This window comes from Massilia sp. NP310, assembly GCF_019443485.1.
Classification (GTDB): Bacteria; Pseudomonadota; Gammaproteobacteria; order Burkholderiales; family Burkholderiaceae_D; genus Telluria; species Telluria timonae.
In genome coordinates, this window is record NZ_CP080379.1 from 3,787,544 (window position 1) to 3,802,319 (window position 14,776).

Below are 14,776 nucleotides of genomic sequence, written 5' to 3' on the forward strand. Positions count from 1 at the left end.
AACCTGCGCTGTCGCCGCCCCAACACACTCCCGCACCGCGGCATGCGCAAGGGCTCGCCGCCCGTCCGGTGGTAAAATCCGCGTTTTTGACCGGACCGCCCGCCATGACCTCTACCGCCCTGTCCCCCGCAGTTTCCCCGACATTGTCGGCCCTGTCCCCGCTCGACGGCCGTTACGCTTCGAAAACCGACAAGCTGCGCCCGATCCTGTCGGAAACGGGTTTCATGCACCACCGCGTGAAGGTCGAGATCGCGTGGCTGCAGGCACTGTCGCAGGCTGGCTTTGCCGAGATCAAGCCGTTTTCAAGCGAAGCGATCGCTCACCTCGACAAGATGGCCTCCGAGTTCGGCGAAAAGGATGCCGCGCGCATCAAGGAAATCGAGGCGGTCACCAACCATGACGTCAAGGCGGTCGAATACTGGCTCAAGGAGCAGGTCAAGGACGTGCCTGAACTGGTCGCGGCCAGCGAGTTCATCCACTTCGCCTGCACCTCGGAAGACATCAACAACACCTCGCACGGCATGATGCTGAAAAGCGCGCGCGACAGCGTGCTGCTGCCGGCCCTGCAGGCCATCATCGCGAAACTGACCGAGATCGCCCACGCCAACGCGGCGCTGCCGATGCTGTCGCGCACCCATGGCCAGACCGCCAGCCCGACGACGCTCGGCAAGGAATTCGCCAACGTGGTCGCGCGCCTGCAGCGCGCGGTCAAGCGCATCGCCGACGTCGAAATCCTGGGCAAGATGAATGGCGCGGTCGGCAACTACAACGCGCACCTGTCGGCCTATCCCGAATTCGACTGGCCGGCCTTCTCGAAGAACGTGATCGAACAGCGCCTGGGCCTGACCTTCAATCCGTACACCATCCAGATCGAGCCGCACGACTACATGGCCGAGATGTTCGACGCCATCGCGCGCACCAACACCATCCTGCTCGACCTGAACCGCGACATCTGGACCTACGTCTCGCTGGGCTACTTCAAGCAGAAACTGAAGGCGGGCGAGATCGGTTCGTCGACCATGCCGCACAAGGTCAACCCGATCGACTTCGAGAACTCGGAAGGCAACCTGGGCCTGGCCAATTCGGTGCTGCGCCACATGGCCGACAAGCTGCCGGTCTCGCGCATGCAGCGCGACCTGACCGATTCGACGGTGCTGCGCAATATCGGCGTCGGCTTCGGCTACGCCCTGCTGGCCTACGACAGCTGCCTGCGCGGCCTGAACAAGCTGGAGGTGAACGCCGCCCGCCTGGAGCAGGACCTGGACGCGAACTGGGAAGTGCTGGCCGAGCCGGTGCAGACCGTGATGCGCCGCTACGGCATCGCCAACCCCTACGAGCAGCTGAAGGAACTCACCCGCGGCAAGGGCATCACCCGCGACGCGCTGCGCGAGTTCATCGAGACCCTGGCCGTGCCGCAGGAAGCCAAGGACCTGATGCTGGCGATGACGCCGGCGAACTACACCGGCCTGGCGGCGAAGCTGGCGGCCGACATCTAAGCCGTATCATGCGATGCCGCCGCTCCGGCGGCATCGCCTCAGTAATCCCACCTCAGCTTCACGCCCACCCGGCGCTCGAACTGCGCGCGGTACATCGCCGTGCCGAACTCGGCGTGCCCGCCATTCAGGTTTTCGCCATACACCGACAGCGCCAGGCCCGGCCGCAGGCGCCAGCCGAAGCGCGCGTCCAGCGCCGTATACGCAGGCACGCCGACCGCCGCCAGCTCGGCCACCCGGCGCAGGCTGACGTCGATCTCGCGCGCATCGTCGATGTTGTAGCTCGAACGCAGTTGCAGGGTGTACGTGGGGTCGCGCCGCGCCTCCAGCACGCTGCCAATGTCGTTGCTTTCCGGCTTGGTGTACAGGCGCTGGTGCAGCGCCGTCCAGCCGGCCGACAGGCGCCAGCGCGGCATGGCCTGCCAGCTGCCCCAGGCTTCCACGCCAGTGCCATAGCCTTCCATCAGGCTGGCGAACACCAGGTAAGTGCGGGTCGGGTCGAATTCTTGCGTGCGCAAGTGCTCGTAGTCGTGGTGGAACAGCGTGACCGAATACGACAGCGCCGGCGTCGGCTGGCCGCGGTAGCCGAGCTCGATCACGCGCGCCACTTCGCTGCGCACCCGCGACCCGCCCTGCAGGATGTAGGGCGGCTGGCCGGGCACCCAGGCGTCGACGTCCAGGCGCGACGGCGCGCGCACCGTGCGCGCCAGGGCCGCCCACAGCGCATGCTGGGGCGACAGCCGCCATGACAGCCGCGCGCTGGGCAGGAACTCGGTGCCCGTGTAATGGTTGTACTCGGCCCGCCCGCCCAGCACCAGGCGCCAGTCGTCGCGTAGCAGGATCTCGTCCTGCACGAACAGGCTGCCCCAGCGTTGGGTGGTGCGCCCCGGCAAGAAAGCGACGTAGGGGCTGTTGTCGACCCGGTCGCGCGAATGCCGGTAGTTGGCGCCCCAGACGACGCCATGGCGGCCGTGCGCCGGCAGCGTGTGCTGGAACTGCAGGTCGGCGGTGGTGAGGCGCTCGGCGAACAAGGGCGGCGCCTCGCGCAGCGTGTGGTCGAGATAGGCCTGCACGTCGACGCTGCCGCCATCGTCCAGCACCCGCTGCCAGCGCGCCGTGAGGTTGGCGCCATCCGAATGCACCCGGCCGAAGCGGTTCGGTCCGCCCGGGGTGGCGATCTCGCCCGGCGCCGGCTGGTCGAGCCGGCCCTGGTAGACATTGCCCAGCACCGTGAAGCGGTCGGCGCCCCGCTCCCAGTCGGCGCGCACGCCGGCCATGGCGCGGCGATAGCCGTCGTCGATGCTCCCGCCGACGCCATCGCCGTCGGCGCGGCGCGTGAACTTGCCGAAGGCGCGCCAGGCGACGCCGTCCCCGCTGGCGCCGCCCTGGCGGAAGGCGGCGCCGGCGTCGCCGTCGTTGGCGCCGTGCGCCGCCACCATTGCGCCCTGCGTATCGCGCGCGGAGCGGGTGGTGATGTTGATGACGCCGTTGACCGCGTTCAGGCCCCACAGCACCCCGCCCGGCCCGCTGACCACCTCGATGCGCTCGACGTCTTCGAGCAGCACGTCCTGCGCGTCCCAGAACACGCCCGAGAACAGCGGCGTGTACACCGAGCGGCCGTCGATCAGCACCAGCAGCTTGTTCGACACCGCGCTGCCGCCGCTGTTGAGCCCGCGCGCACTGATGGAATAGGCATAGCCGTTGATGCGCGCCACGTGCAGATTGGGCGCCAGGCGCAGCGCCTCGGGCAGCGAATCGGCGCCGGAGCGGCGGATGTCGTCGGCCGTGATCACGAACACGGCCGCCGCCGCATCCTGCAGGCGCTCGGGCCGCTTCGAGACCGAGGTGACCTGGATATTGGCCAGCTCCTCGATCGACAGGTCGGCCAGGTCTTGCATCTGCCCGCCAGGCGCCGCCGTGGCGGGCAATGCCAGGCAGGCGGCTGTGCCCGTGGCCAACACAAGGTTCCGGCAGCAATAAGTAATAAACGCGCTCATGACCGGATTTTACATTCGGTCGAGCCGAATGGTGCATGATTTACAAGTCCGTGCTAGTGTTTGCGACAGAAATTCAAGCCCGGCAGCACGGGTGATCGCTTTTTTGCTATAGTTGGTTAGTTCTAACTCGTACTAGTTACCTGAATACAAACATGCGCCGCTATACGATGCCCGCAATCGTGCTGCACTGGCTGATCGCCATCGCCATCATCGGCACGTTCACGCTCGGCCTGGTCATGACCGACATCCAGGGCATCAGCATGGCCAAGATCCGCTACACCAACTGGCATAAATGGGCCGGCGTCACCGTGCTCGGCCTGGCCGCGCTGCGCCTCCTGTGGCGCCTGTTCAACCATCCGCCGCAATACGCCGACCAGATGCCTGCATGGCAGCGCGGCGCCGCCCACGGCCTGCACGTCCTGCTGTACGTGCTGATGTTCGCGGTGCCGCTGTCGGGGTACTTCTTCAGCCTGGCGGCCGGCTTCCCGGTGGTGTATTTCGGCGAAATCCCGCTGCCGGTGCTGATCGGGCCCGATCCCGAGCTGCGCGCCGTGCTGCGCGGCGTGCACTACTGGCTCAATATGCTGCTGGCCGGCCTGGTCGCCCTGCACGTGCTGGCCGCGTTCAAGCACCTGCTGGTCGACCGCGACGGCGTGATGCAGCGCATGCTCCCCATCCCTACCCCGAAGGAAAAACGATGAAACCATTCAAGGCCCTGCTGGTGGCGACCCTGGTCGGCGCCAGCGCGATCGCCGCCGCCGTCCCACTGAAGACCGATGCGGCCAAGAGCAGCGTCTCGGCCGTGTTCAAGCAGATGAACGTGCCGGTGGAAGCGCCGTTCCGCAGCTTCAGCGCCGCCATCGACTACGACGCGGCCAAGCCGGCCGCCTCGAAGGCGAACGTCGAGATCAATACCGCCAGCTTCGACATCGGCGACCCGATGTACAACAAGGAAGTCGCCAAGAAGGAATGGTTCAATTCGGCGCAATTCCCGAAGGCCAGCTTCGTGTCCACCAGCATCGTGCCAAGCGGCGCCGGCAAGCTGAACGTGTCGGGCAAGCTGACCCTGAAGGGCAAGACCGCGGACGTCACTTTCCCGCTGGCGGTCAAGGCCGAAGGCGGCAAACAGGTATTCGAAGGACAACTGCCGATCAAGCGGCTGGCCTTCAACATCGGCGAAGGCGAGTGGAAGGACACGAGCATGGTCGCCGATGAAGTCGTCATCAAGTTCCGCGTCACCGCGGCGCCTTAAACTTCACCACCACACCTATCAAAGGGACATCACCACATGAAGATCAAGCACCTGATCGCGGCCGCCGCCGCCCTCGCCGCCAGCACCGCCTTCGCCGCGCCGGTCACCTATGACATCGAACCGAACCACACCTATCCGAGCTTCGAAGCCGACCACATGGGCCTGTCGGTATGGCGCGGCAAGTTCAACAAGTCGAGCGGCAGCGTGACCCTCGACCGCGAAGCCAAGACCGGCTCGCTGGACATCACCGTCGACATCAACAGCATCGACTTCGGCCACGAAAAGATGAACGAGCACGCCAAGAAGCCGGACATCTTCGACGCCGCCAAATACCCGACCGCGACCTTCAAGTCGAAGTCGATCAAGTACACCGGCGACGTGCCGACCTCGGTCGACGGCGAGCTGACCCTGCACGGCGTGACCAAGCCGCTGATCCTGCAGATCAACAAGTTCAAGTGCATCATGCACCCGATGCTCAAGAAGGAAGCCTGCGGCGCCGACGTGGTGGGCACCTTCAAGCGCGACGACTTCGGCATCAGCTTCGGCCTGCCGAACTTCTCGCCGGAAGTGAAGCTGGCGATCCAGGTCGAAGCCGTCAAGCGCTGATCATTAGGTAAACGCTAGCTGTAAACAACGTCGTCCCCGCGAAGGCGGGGACCCAAGTGCTGCATGCGTCGTCGATACGCTTGCAAACTTAGGTCCCCGCCTGCGCGGGGACGACGTGCTTCTAGCGGTGCTTCTTACCGAGGCAATTAACGCCCGTCGCGGTCGAAATCGCCCGGAATCGCGCGCTCGACGCGGTGCCAGCCGGCGCGGGTGGCCGACTTGGCCTGCTCCCACTTCAGCCGCGAGTTGCCCTTCGAGCGTTCCCACTCGCCGGCCAGGTGGCTTTCGTTGGCGTCATAGCCGCCATCGTACTTGCCATAGCTGTTGTAGCCCAGCGCATAGGCCGGCGCGTAGTCGTCGTAGGTGTAGCCCGGCGAGTAATAAGGCTGGGTCTGGTACTGGGTGCGCCAGTACTCGTTTTCCTCGTGCGGATTGACCATGTGGCCGACGCCCTTGCCGGCCGCGCCGCCCGCCAGGCCGCCGATCGCCGCGCCCGCCGCCACGCCCAGCGGGCCGGCCGCGGCGCCGATGATCGCGCCCGCGGTGGCGCCGCCACCGGCGCCCACGCCCTGCGCCAGGTTGTGGTCATGCAGTTCGTCGGTGGCCTTCGGATTGACGACCTCGCCGGCGCCACGGCCGGCCGCGCCGCCAGCCAGGCCGCCGACCACGGCGCCCGCCGCCATTCCGATCGGGCCACCCACGGCGCCGACCGCCGCACCGGCGGCTGCACCGGTGCCGGCGCCCACGCCCTTGGCCAGGTGGTGTTCGGCGAGATCGTCGCCGGCCTTCGGATTGACCACTTCGCCCACGCCCTTGCCGGCGATGCCGCCCGCCACGCCGCCGACCACGGCGCCGGTCACGGTGCCGATCGGACCGGCCACGGTGCCGACCGTGGCGCCCAGCGCCGCACCGCCCGCGATGCCCAGGCCGGCGCCGATCACGTGCGAGCCGCCCTGCTTGGTCCACGATTCCTGGATGTGGGCCGCGTCTTCGTCGGAGCGGGTATGCACGCCCATCACGATGCCGCCGTTCTTGATGCCTTCTTCATAGTGCTTGGCGCGTTCTTCGGGGATGCCGGCGCCGATCAGCGCGCCGATCAGGCCGCCCGTGATGCCGCCCGCGCCGGCGCCGGCCAGGGCCGCCGCCAATGGACCGGCGACGACCACGCCCAGGCCCGGCAGCACCAGGGTGGTGCCGACCGCTGCGATACCGGCCAGCACGGCGCCGATGGTGCCGCCGATACCGGCGCCGATGCCGGCGCCTTCGGCCGCCTTGCTGCCCAGTTCCGTATCCTTATCGGCGAAGTGGGTCTGGCGGGTGGTGTCGGACATCATCAGGTTGACGTCGTCGCGGGTATAGCCGCGATCGGACACGGTGCCATAGGCGCGCTCGGCGCTGGCGCGGTCCGGGAACAGGCCCGTGACCATGCGCTGGTTCTGGTTCTGACGAGTGGTGTCGTAGCTGCTCATGACGAATCCTTTCTGGTAGTTGGGGTGGCCAGGCGCTGTGAAGCGGCGCTGCCAGGGACATCCACCTTATGCCGCTCGTCTTTATGGCTCTGTTCGTTCACGCACGCTTGCGCGCTGACCCGCCGCATTCCCCGGTGGAGCCTGGCCGACAACGGACCGGTGCATGAACAGCGATGCAAAAACGCTATCTAACGTGAGTTGCCGCACCGACCTGATGGGGGAGCATCTCTAGACTTTTTCCCATGGTCACGGCAATTGTTGGGCCTGGGGGTATGTCTTTTTACTTGAGGAGGAAGCAACCATGTTATTCATCATCTGGATCGTCGTCGGCGGCATCCTGGGCTGGCTTGCCAGCATGGTCATGAAAACCGACGCAGAGCAAGGCATCATTCTTAACGTTGTCGTAGGTATCGTTGGCGCCTTCCTGGGCGGCTGGCTGCTGTCGCCGCTGTTCGGCACCGGCACCATCAACTCGGACGACTTCAGTGTCGCTTCGCTCCTGGTCTCGTTCCTGGGCGCGGTCATCCTGCTGGCCATCGTGAATCTGCTGCGTCGCGGTCGCGTTCGTTAATGAGTGCGAAACACCGCTCCTAAAAACCAACGCCACGCGCGTTGGTTTTTTTTCCTTCGTGGTTTTATTGATGAGCCCAAAAATGTTCTGGACAGTGTTGATCACGATCGCCGCCACGCTGGTGCTCGGTGTGCTGGCGCTGAATTTCATGCCGAGCGAGAAACAGATCGAGCGGCAACTGACACGGCAGTACGACACCCACGACCCGCAATTTCGCCGCTCGATGGGTGTGCTGCTCGGTCCCCCTATACTTGAAGGAAACAAGGTCGAGGCCTTGATCAATGGGGACCAGATCTTCCCCGCCATGCTGGCCGCGATCCGCCAGGCGGAAAAGTCGATCAACCTGGAAACCTATATCTACTGGTCGGAATCGATCGGCAAGGAATTTTCCGAGGCGCTGTCCGAGCGCGCCCGCGCCGGCGTGAAGGTCCATGTCATGCTCGACTTCATGGGCAGCATGAAGATGGACAATGCGCTGGTGGATGACATGAAGAAGGCCGGCGTGCGCGTGCAGCGCTATCACAAGCCGGTCTGGTGGAAGCTGGCGCGCATGAACAACCGCACCCACCGCAAGCTGCTGGTCATCGACGGCAAGATCGGTTTTACCGGCGGGGTCGGCATTGCCGACCAGTGGCGCGGCAATGCAGAAGACGAGAATCACTGGCGCGACAGCCACTTCAGGATCGAAGGCCCGGTGGTTGGCCAGATCCAGGCGGTGTTCAACGACAACTGGACCAAGGCTACCGGCATGGTGCTCGATGGTCCCGACTACTTCCCGGCCCTGGAGCCGAAAGGCACGATGCCGGCCCAGATGTTCTCGAGCTCGCCGACCGGCGGCAGCGAGAGCATGCACCTGATGTACCTGATGTCGATCACCGCCGCGCGCGAGACGATCGACCTGTCGGCGGCCTACTTCGTGCCGGACGACCTGACCATCCGCACCCTGATCGCGGCCGCGAAACGCGGCGTGCGGGTGCGCCTGATCACGCCGGGCCCGATCATCGATTCCGACCTGGTGAAAGCCGCCTCGCGCGACCGCTGGCCCGAGCTGCTCGACGCCGGCGTGCAGATCTCGGAATACAAGCCGACCATGTACCACGTCAAGACGCTGATCGTCGACAAACTGCTGGTATCTGTCGGTTCGACCAATTTCGACAACCGCTCGTTCAGCATCAACGACGAGGCCAACCTGAACGTGCTGGACGAAGGCTTCGCGGCGCAGATGAGCGAGATCTACGAACAGGACTGGGCGCGCGCCACGCCGGTGACCGAACACAAGTTCGCACAGCGCCCGTGGTGGCAGCGCATGAGCACCTGGGCGGTGTCGCTGATCGACAAGCAGCTGTAGTAAACACGGCGAAACGAGGCTAAAACGGAATTTGCTTGCGCGGCCGAAATAGCGGTTGACGATCCTGCATGGGATTACCATACTCATGGACGCTCCAGAACCTGTTTCGGCAGGTGGGGGGAAGCTGATGGCGATGCATGGCAAGTGTGGGCAAGGCGCGAGGAGGCCGCATGGCGGCGCCATGCAACGACGAGCAACGCCGCCCACGCTTGCCAGGCGCGCCAGCAGCGACTCCTACCTACCGAGACAGGTTCTTAGTTCATGAGTTTCCCTTCCCAACCAGATCACACGCGCATGAAACAGACTCTTCTCTCGCTCGCCATCCTGAGCAGCTTCGCCGCCCACGCGGACGAAGGCATGTGGATGCCGCAACAGCTGCCACAAGTGGCCAAGCAACTGAAAGCCGCCGGCCTCAAGCTGGATCCAGCCAACCTGACCAAGCTGACCGAGTTCCCGATGGGCGCCATCGTCAGCCTGGGCGGCTGCTCGGCTTCCTTCGTGTCGCCGCAAGGCCTGGTGGTCACCAACCACCACTGCGTCTACAACAGCATCGCCGTCAATTCGACGCCGGAGCGCGACCTGCTGAAGAACGGCTTCCTGGCCAAGACCATGGCCGAGGAACTGCCGGCATCGCCAGGCAGCCGCATCTTCGTCACCGACGAAGTCACCAACGTCAGCAACCAGGTCATCACGCCTGAAGTGGCCAAGCTGACCGGCAAGGCCCGCATCGACGCCATCGAGAAGAACCAGAAGACCCTGGTGGCGGCCTGCGAACAGGATGCCGGCTACCGCTGCACCGTGGCCAGCTTCTACGGCGGCCTGGAGTTCTACCGCCTGAAGCAGCTCGAGATCCGCGACGTGCGCCTGGTGCACGCGCCGGCCGACGGCGTGGGCAAGTTCGGCGGCGACACCGACAACTGGATGTGGCCGCGCCACACCGGCGACTACGGCTTCTACCGCGCCTACGTCAGCAAGGACGGCAAATCGGCCGAGTTCTCGAAGGACAACGTGCCGTACAAGCCGAAGCACGTCATCAAGCTGGCGCAAGACCACGCCAAGGAAGGCGACTTCGTGATGGTGCTGGGCTACCCTGGCCGCACCAACCGCCACCGCCTGCCGTCCGAAGTGGCCTTCACCTTCGACTGGAACTACCCGGCCTTCGTGCAAGCATCTAGCGAGACCCTGGCCATCATCGACCGCGAGACCAGGAACGACCCGGCCGCGCGCCTGAAATACGCCGGCCAGATCGCCGGCGTGAACAACTACTACAAGAACCGCAAGGGCATGCTGGTCTCGTACCAGAACAGCGACTTCTTGCAGCGCAAGACCGCCGAGCACAATGCGCTCAAGGCCTGGGTGAACGCCGATGCGTCGCGCAAGGCCCAATACGGCGCCGACATCGAAGCGGCCGAAAAGCTGATCGCCGAACGCGACGCCGGCACCAGGAAAGGCTTCTTCCTGACCTACGCGCAGCCGAAGTTCCTGAGTTCGGCGCGCACGTTGTACCGCCTGGCCAACGAGCGCGCCAAGCCGGACACCGAGCGCAAGACCGGCTACCAGGACCGCGACCTGCCGCGCCTGACCTCGGTCATCGAAGGCCAGGACCGCACCTACGACGAAAAAGTCGACAAGGCGCTGGTGCTGAACTTCCTGAAGCAGTACAACGCGCAGCCGGCCGCCGAGCATGACGCGGCCTTCGACGCCGCCCTCGGCATCAAGCCGGGCATGAGCGAAGCCGAACTGAAGTCGGCGCTGGACCGCATCTATGCCGGTTCCAAGCTGGCCAGCAAGGAAGAGCGCACCGCGTGGCTCAAGAAATCGCCGGCCGAGTTCAAGGCCTCGAACGACAGCTTCATCAAGGCCGCGGTCGCGATGTACGACGCCGACATCAAGGACGAGGAAAAAGGCGAGGAAGCCGCCGGCAAGATCCAGCAAGCCTACGGCAACTACATGAAGGCCAAGATCGCCTACATGAACAGCCGTGGACAGGCGGTCTACCCGGACGCCAATTCCACGCTGCGTGTTACCTTCGGCAAGATCGCCGGCCGTGACGTGGGCGCCGACGGCACCACCGGCTGGACCGCCTTCACCACCGTGGCCGGCGTGACCGCCAAACACACCGGCGAAGGCGAGTTCGATGCGCCGGACAACCAGCTGGCCGCGATCCAGGCGAAGAACTTCGGCAAGTATGCCGATCCGAAGCTCAAGACCCTGCCGGTCAACTTCCTGGCGACGCTGGACATCACCGGCGGCAACTCGGGTTCGGCCGCGCTGAACGCCAAGGGCGAGCTGATCGGCCTGGCCTTCGACGGCACCCTGGATTCGATCATCTCGGACTGGGACTTCAACAAGGCCATGACCCGCTCGATCCAGGTCGACACCCGCTACATGCTGTGGAATATGAAGGAAGTCGACAAGGCGGATAATCTGCTGAAAGAGATGAACGCGCTGTAATCGTTCTTTCTTCCTTCAAGGGCCGCGTCACCGCAAGGGGCGCGGCCTTTTTCATGGCGTTTCGCGCAGTCCATTCCGCCGTTTCGCCCGCCTGTCGCGCACGCCGCGACGCGCCGCGGGCCGCTCGCTACACTCGGTTCAAACAGTTTCGGGAGAGCGAGATGAAGAACACCCTGGTGTGCTGCCTGGCCGCGCTGGGCATGCTGTGCGCGGACGCCTCGGCACAGGACAGTAGCGATGCGAAGCGGCTGGCCGGCGCCCGCGCCGCGGTCGAAGACCTGCAGCGCATCGTGGCGCCGCACGGCGTGCAGGAATCCTATACAACCCGCATCGGCGGCATCGACCAATGGATCAATGTGCGCGGGCAGGACCGCGCCAATCCGATGATCCTGTTCGTGCACGGCGGCCCGGCTTCACCCATCACGCCGACCATGTGGCAGTTCCAGCGCCCGATCGAGGAGTTCTTCACGGTCGCCAACTACGACCAGCGCGGCGCCGGCAAGAGCTATGGCGAGACCGATCCCGCCATCGTGGGCGAGACGATCCGCATCGAGCGCTACGTCGACGACCTGATCGAGGTGGCCGAACACCTGCGCGGGCGCTACGGCCAGCAGAAGCTGGTGCTGATGGCGCACAGCTGGGGCACCGTGATCTCGATGGCGGCGTCGTTGAAACGCCCCGACCTGTTCCACGCCTACGTCGGCATCGGCCAGGTGATCAGCGTGCGCGAGAATGAACGCATCAGCTTCGAATATGCGCTGGAGCAGGCGCGCATCCACGACGACAGGCAAGCGTTGAAGGAGCTGCAGGCGATCGCCCCCTACCCCGGCAAGCGGCCGATCACGCGCGAGCGCATCGTCGCCGCGCGCAAGTGGCCGCAGCACTACGGCGGCCTGTCGGCCTGGCGCAGCGAATCGACCTATTTCTTCAAGGGCCCGCTGCTTTCGCCCGACTACACGATGGAGCAGGTCAAGGCCATCGACGCCGGCAGCCTGCTCACGCTGGGCCGGCTGCTGCCCGAATTCGTCGAGGTCGATTATTCAAGCGTGAAAGCGTTTCCGATCCCGGTCGTGATGTTCCTGGGCCGGCACGACTACACGACGCCGACCGCGCCGCTTGAGTCCTGGCTGGCGCAGGTGAAGGCGCCGTCGAAGCGCGCGGTCTGGTTCGAGCGTTCGGCCCACATGGCGCCGTGGGAAGAACCGGGCAAGACCCTGGTCAGCCTGCTGGAATACGTGCGGCCGCTGGTGAAGTAGAGGCCATCATCGCGGCCAGCTCGGACACGATCTGCTGGCCCAGCTGGTAGATGTGGAAGCCGTCGACGAAGCCGTGGTGGGCCTGCACCGAGAACGGCAGCACGAGCTTGCCGTCCGCCCCGTCGCGGAAGCGTCCCCAGGCCAACGAGGGAATATCGGAGCGGCCGACGCGGGTGGTCGGATGCTGGATCGCCGTGAACTCGAGCCACGGGATGCAGGTGACGAACACCTGGTCCTTGGCCTCGCGCGGCGACAGCGTGGCGTAGCGCTGGTTCAGCCCGGTCACGTTCGACGCGGCAATGCCGGCCGCACGGCCGCGCGCGACGAATTCGCGCAGGTCATCCGACCAGTCGAAGGTCGCGAAATTGAGGTCGTCGTCGAGGTTCTTGACGGTGAACGACGGGATCAGGCGCTCGATGCGGATCACTTCGTCGTCGTGGATGCGATAACGGAAGTTCTCGATCTTCAGGACCGAGCGCAGCACCGCGCACAGCAGCACGTGGAACGGCGCCAGGTCCTGCTGCTTGCACCACGGGCGAAAGTCCGGCAGCTCGAGCGGAAAGCACAGGTTGACCGACGGGCTGTCCATGCCGTCGAACAGCGCGAAACGGTCGCGCCGTCGTTCGAACTTGTTCATCCTACTTTGCCTTGTTCAGGCGGCTGTTGCGCATGCCGTATCCGAAATAGGCCACGACCGCCACTGCCATCCAGATGAAGAACACCCGGAAGGTCGCGGGCGACAGGTCTTTCATGATGTACAGGCAGGCCAGCACCGACAGGCCCGGGATCACGTAGGGGCCGAACGGCACGCGGAAGCCCGGCGGCGCGTCCGCGCCCTGGCGCTTGCGGATCACCGGCACCGCGATCGAGACCACCATGAAGGCGGTCAGGGTGCCCATGCTCACCATATCCCACAGGAAGGTGGAGTCGACGCTGCCGGCCACCAGGCCCACCACCACGCACACGATGATGGTGTTCTTCACCGGCGCCTGGGTGCGCGCGCTCACCTTCTGGAACACTTGCGGGATCAGGCCGTCGCGGCTGATCGCGTACAGGATGCGGGTCTGGCCGTAGATCGTCACCAGGGTCACCGAGAACACCGAGACCACGGCGCCGGCCGACAGCACCAGCGCCGGCCAGGCCTGGCCGGTCACGTTCTGCAGGATCACCGACAGGCCGGCCTGCTGGCCTTCGAACATATGGGCCGGCTGGGCGCCCATGGCGGCCACCGCGACCAGCATGTAGAACACGGTCACGATGATCAGCGCGGCCAGGATCCCGATCGGCACGTTGCGGCGCGGGTCCTTCACTTCTTCGCCGGCGGTGGCGATGGTGTCCAGGCCGATGAAGGAGAAGAACACGGTGCCGGCGGCGGCGGTCACGCCGGCCATGCCGGCATAGCCCGAGGCCTCGTTCATATTGAAGAAGGGCTGGAAGTTGTTGGCGTCGAATCCGGTGAAGGCGATCGCGGCGAAGAACACCAGGATCGCCAGCTTGATGATCACCATGATGGCGTTGGTGGTGGCCGACTCCCTGGCGCCGCGCACCAGCAGGAAGCCGCACATGATCACCAGGAGGATCGGCGGCAGGTTGATGTTCCCCGGATGGAAGGTCACGTTATGGTGGTCCGAGACGAACATCGGCGAGCGCAGTTGCTCCGGTATCTGCCAGCCGAACGCGTTCATCAAGAAGTTGTTCAGGTAGTCGGACCAGCCGATCGAGGTCGCGCTGGCCGCCAGCCCGTATTCGAGCAGCAGGCAGGCGGCGACGATGAAGGCCGCGAATTCGCCGACGGTGGCGTAGGCGAAGGAATACGAGGAGCCCGAGGCCGGCACGCGGCCGGCCAGTTCGGCGTAGCACAGCGCGGTCAGGCCGGCGGTCAGCGCCGCCAGCAGGAACGACAGCACGACCGCAGGGCCGGCCTTCGGCACCGCTTCGACCATCGTGAAGAAGATGCCGGTGCCGATCGTGGCGCCGACGCCGATCATGGTCAGGGGGAACAGGCCGAGCGAACGATGCAGGCCGGGCACGGCGCCGGCGACGCCGACGCTGGCGGTTTCCTCGTGATGGCGTGCTGCCGATTTGGTACGTAACAGCTTCTGGCCCAGGGTCTGGTTCACGGCGAGTCCTTCGATGCGCGGTAGTGATCGCGGCGACGGCCGCAGCTCAACAGTCTCAAAAACGAAGTTGCGATTATAGGTGAGTCCGCCTCCCTCGCAATAATTAGTTTAAACAAGGAGTTTAAATAAGCTGCATTTGCAGAGCATCTTTGATAGAATTCTTCCGTCGACTTGCCGTTGCCCGCACGCGAAGACCCACAGGCGGGCTTT

12 protein-coding genes are annotated in these 14,776 nt (G+C 65.1%); 8 read left to right on the plus strand and 4 right to left on the minus strand.

Going from position 1 to position 14,776, the window contains the following annotated elements; genetic code table 11:
* Positions 1 to 104: 104 nt before the first annotated feature.
* Positions 105 to 1,496 carry an adenylosuccinate lyase gene (purB, locus tag KY496_RS16655; protein ID WP_219861626.1) on the plus strand — a complete coding sequence of 464 codons (1,392 nt, stop codon included), beginning with the start codon at positions 105 to 107 and terminating at the stop codon, positions 1,494 to 1,496.
* 38 nt (positions 1,497 to 1,534) lie between these two features.
* On the opposite strand, the gene KY496_RS16660 is transcribed toward purB, so the two are convergent.
* Positions 1,535 to 3,454: a TonB-dependent receptor plug domain-containing protein gene (locus KY496_RS16660; protein ID WP_370662491.1), complete on the minus strand. Its 1,920-nt coding sequence runs from the start codon at positions 3,452 to 3,454 to the stop codon at positions 1,535 to 1,537.
* A gap of 188 nt (positions 3,455 to 3,642) precedes the next feature.
* Here KY496_RS16660 and KY496_RS16665 point away from each other — a divergent pair, with 188 nt between their 5' ends.
* Genes KY496_RS16665 through KY496_RS16675 form a run of 3 tightly spaced genes read left to right on the plus strand, consistent with a single transcriptional unit; the run spans position 3,643 to position 5,348 of the window.
* Positions 3,643 to 4,191: a cytochrome b gene (locus KY496_RS16665; RefSeq protein ID WP_219861628.1), complete on the plus strand. Its 549-nt coding sequence runs from the start codon at positions 3,643 to 3,645 to the stop codon at positions 4,189 to 4,191.
* Positions 4,188 to 4,742 carry a YceI family protein gene (locus KY496_RS16670; protein WP_219861630.1) on the plus strand — a complete coding sequence of 185 codons (555 nt, stop codon included), beginning with the start codon at positions 4,188 to 4,190 and terminating at the stop codon, positions 4,740 to 4,742. Before KY496_RS16665 ends, KY496_RS16670 begins: the two co-directional genes overlap by 4 nt.
* A gap of 36 nt (positions 4,743 to 4,778) precedes the next feature.
* On the plus strand, positions 4,779 to 5,348 hold the full coding sequence (locus tag KY496_RS16675) for a YceI family protein (protein ID WP_219861631.1): 570 nt from the start codon (positions 4,779 to 4,781) through the stop codon (positions 5,346 to 5,348).
* A gap of 146 nt (positions 5,349 to 5,494) precedes the next feature.
* Here KY496_RS16675 and KY496_RS16680 read toward each other — a convergent pair whose 3' ends face one another.
* A complete protein-coding gene (locus KY496_RS16680) occupies positions 5,495 to 6,817 on the minus strand; it encodes a hypothetical protein (protein WP_005664751.1) in 1,323 nt (440 codons plus the stop codon).
* Between the two features lie 301 nt (positions 6,818 to 7,118).
* On the opposite strand from KY496_RS16680, the gene KY496_RS16685 reads away from it, so the two are divergent.
* The 4 genes from KY496_RS16685 to KY496_RS16700 all read left to right on the plus strand — a co-directional run bounded on the left by KY496_RS16685 (position 7,119) and on the right by KY496_RS16700 (position 12,446).
* Entirely contained in the window at positions 7,119 to 7,388 is a 270-nt protein-coding gene (locus KY496_RS16685; RefSeq protein ID WP_005664749.1) for a GlsB/YeaQ/YmgE family stress response membrane protein, read from the plus strand.
* Positions 7,389 to 7,470: 82 nt separating this feature from the next.
* Entirely contained in the window at positions 7,471 to 8,736 is a 1,266-nt protein-coding gene (cls, locus tag KY496_RS16690; protein WP_005664746.1) for a cardiolipin synthase, read from the plus strand.
* 294 nt (positions 8,737 to 9,030) lie between these two features.
* Positions 9,031 to 11,190, plus strand: coding sequence for a S46 family peptidase (locus KY496_RS16695; RefSeq protein ID WP_219861633.1), 2,160 nt, complete (start codon positions 9,031 to 9,033; stop codon positions 11,188 to 11,190).
* A 161-nt stretch (positions 11,191 to 11,351) separates the two neighbouring features.
* Positions 11,352 to 12,446, plus strand: coding sequence for an alpha/beta fold hydrolase (locus KY496_RS16700; protein WP_005664742.1), 1,095 nt, complete (start codon positions 11,352 to 11,354; stop codon positions 12,444 to 12,446).
* On the opposite strand, the gene KY496_RS16705 is transcribed toward KY496_RS16700, so the two are convergent.
* Both KY496_RS16705 and KY496_RS16710 read right to left on the minus strand, forming a co-directional pair.
* On the minus strand, positions 12,409 to 13,083 hold the full coding sequence (locus KY496_RS16705; protein ID WP_219861634.1) for a CatA-like O-acetyltransferase: 675 nt from the start codon (positions 13,081 to 13,083) through the stop codon (positions 12,409 to 12,411). The genes KY496_RS16700 and KY496_RS16705 overlap by 38 nt on opposite strands.
* A 1-nt stretch (position 13,084) precedes the next feature.
* Positions 13,085 to 14,566 carry an APC family permease gene (locus tag KY496_RS16710; protein ID WP_005664739.1) on the minus strand — a complete coding sequence of 494 codons (1,482 nt, stop codon included), beginning with the start codon at positions 14,564 to 14,566 and terminating at the stop codon, positions 13,085 to 13,087.
* Between the last annotated feature and the right edge of the window lie 210 nt (positions 14,567 to 14,776).

Coding starts and splice junctions, on each gene's coding strand:
- purB (WP_219861626.1), top strand. CDS start 105: ATGACCTCTACCGCCCTGTCCCCCGCAGTTTCCCCGACATTGTCGGCC.
- KY496_RS16665 (WP_219861628.1), top strand. CDS start 3,643: ATGCGCCGCTATACGATGCCCGCAATCGTGCTGCACTGGCTGATCGCC.
- KY496_RS16670 (WP_219861630.1), top strand. CDS start 4,188: ATGAAACCATTCAAGGCCCTGCTGGTGGCGACCCTGGTCGGCGCCAGC.
- KY496_RS16675 (WP_219861631.1), top strand. CDS start 4,779: ATGAAGATCAAGCACCTGATCGCGGCCGCCGCCGCCCTCGCCGCCAGC.
- KY496_RS16680 (WP_005664751.1), bottom strand. CDS start 6,817: ATGAGCAGCTACGACACCACTCGTCAGAACCAGAACCAGCGCATGGTC.
- KY496_RS16685 (WP_005664749.1), top strand. CDS start 7,119: ATGTTATTCATCATCTGGATCGTCGTCGGCGGCATCCTGGGCTGGCTT.
- cls (WP_005664746.1), top strand. CDS start 7,471: ATGTTCTGGACAGTGTTGATCACGATCGCCGCCACGCTGGTGCTCGGT.
- KY496_RS16695 (WP_219861633.1), top strand. CDS start 9,031: ATGAAACAGACTCTTCTCTCGCTCGCCATCCTGAGCAGCTTCGCCGCC.
- KY496_RS16700 (WP_005664742.1), top strand. CDS start 11,352: ATGAAGAACACCCTGGTGTGCTGCCTGGCCGCGCTGGGCATGCTGTGC.
- KY496_RS16705 (WP_219861634.1), bottom strand. CDS start 13,083: ATGAACAAGTTCGAACGACGGCGCGACCGTTTCGCGCTGTTCGACGGC.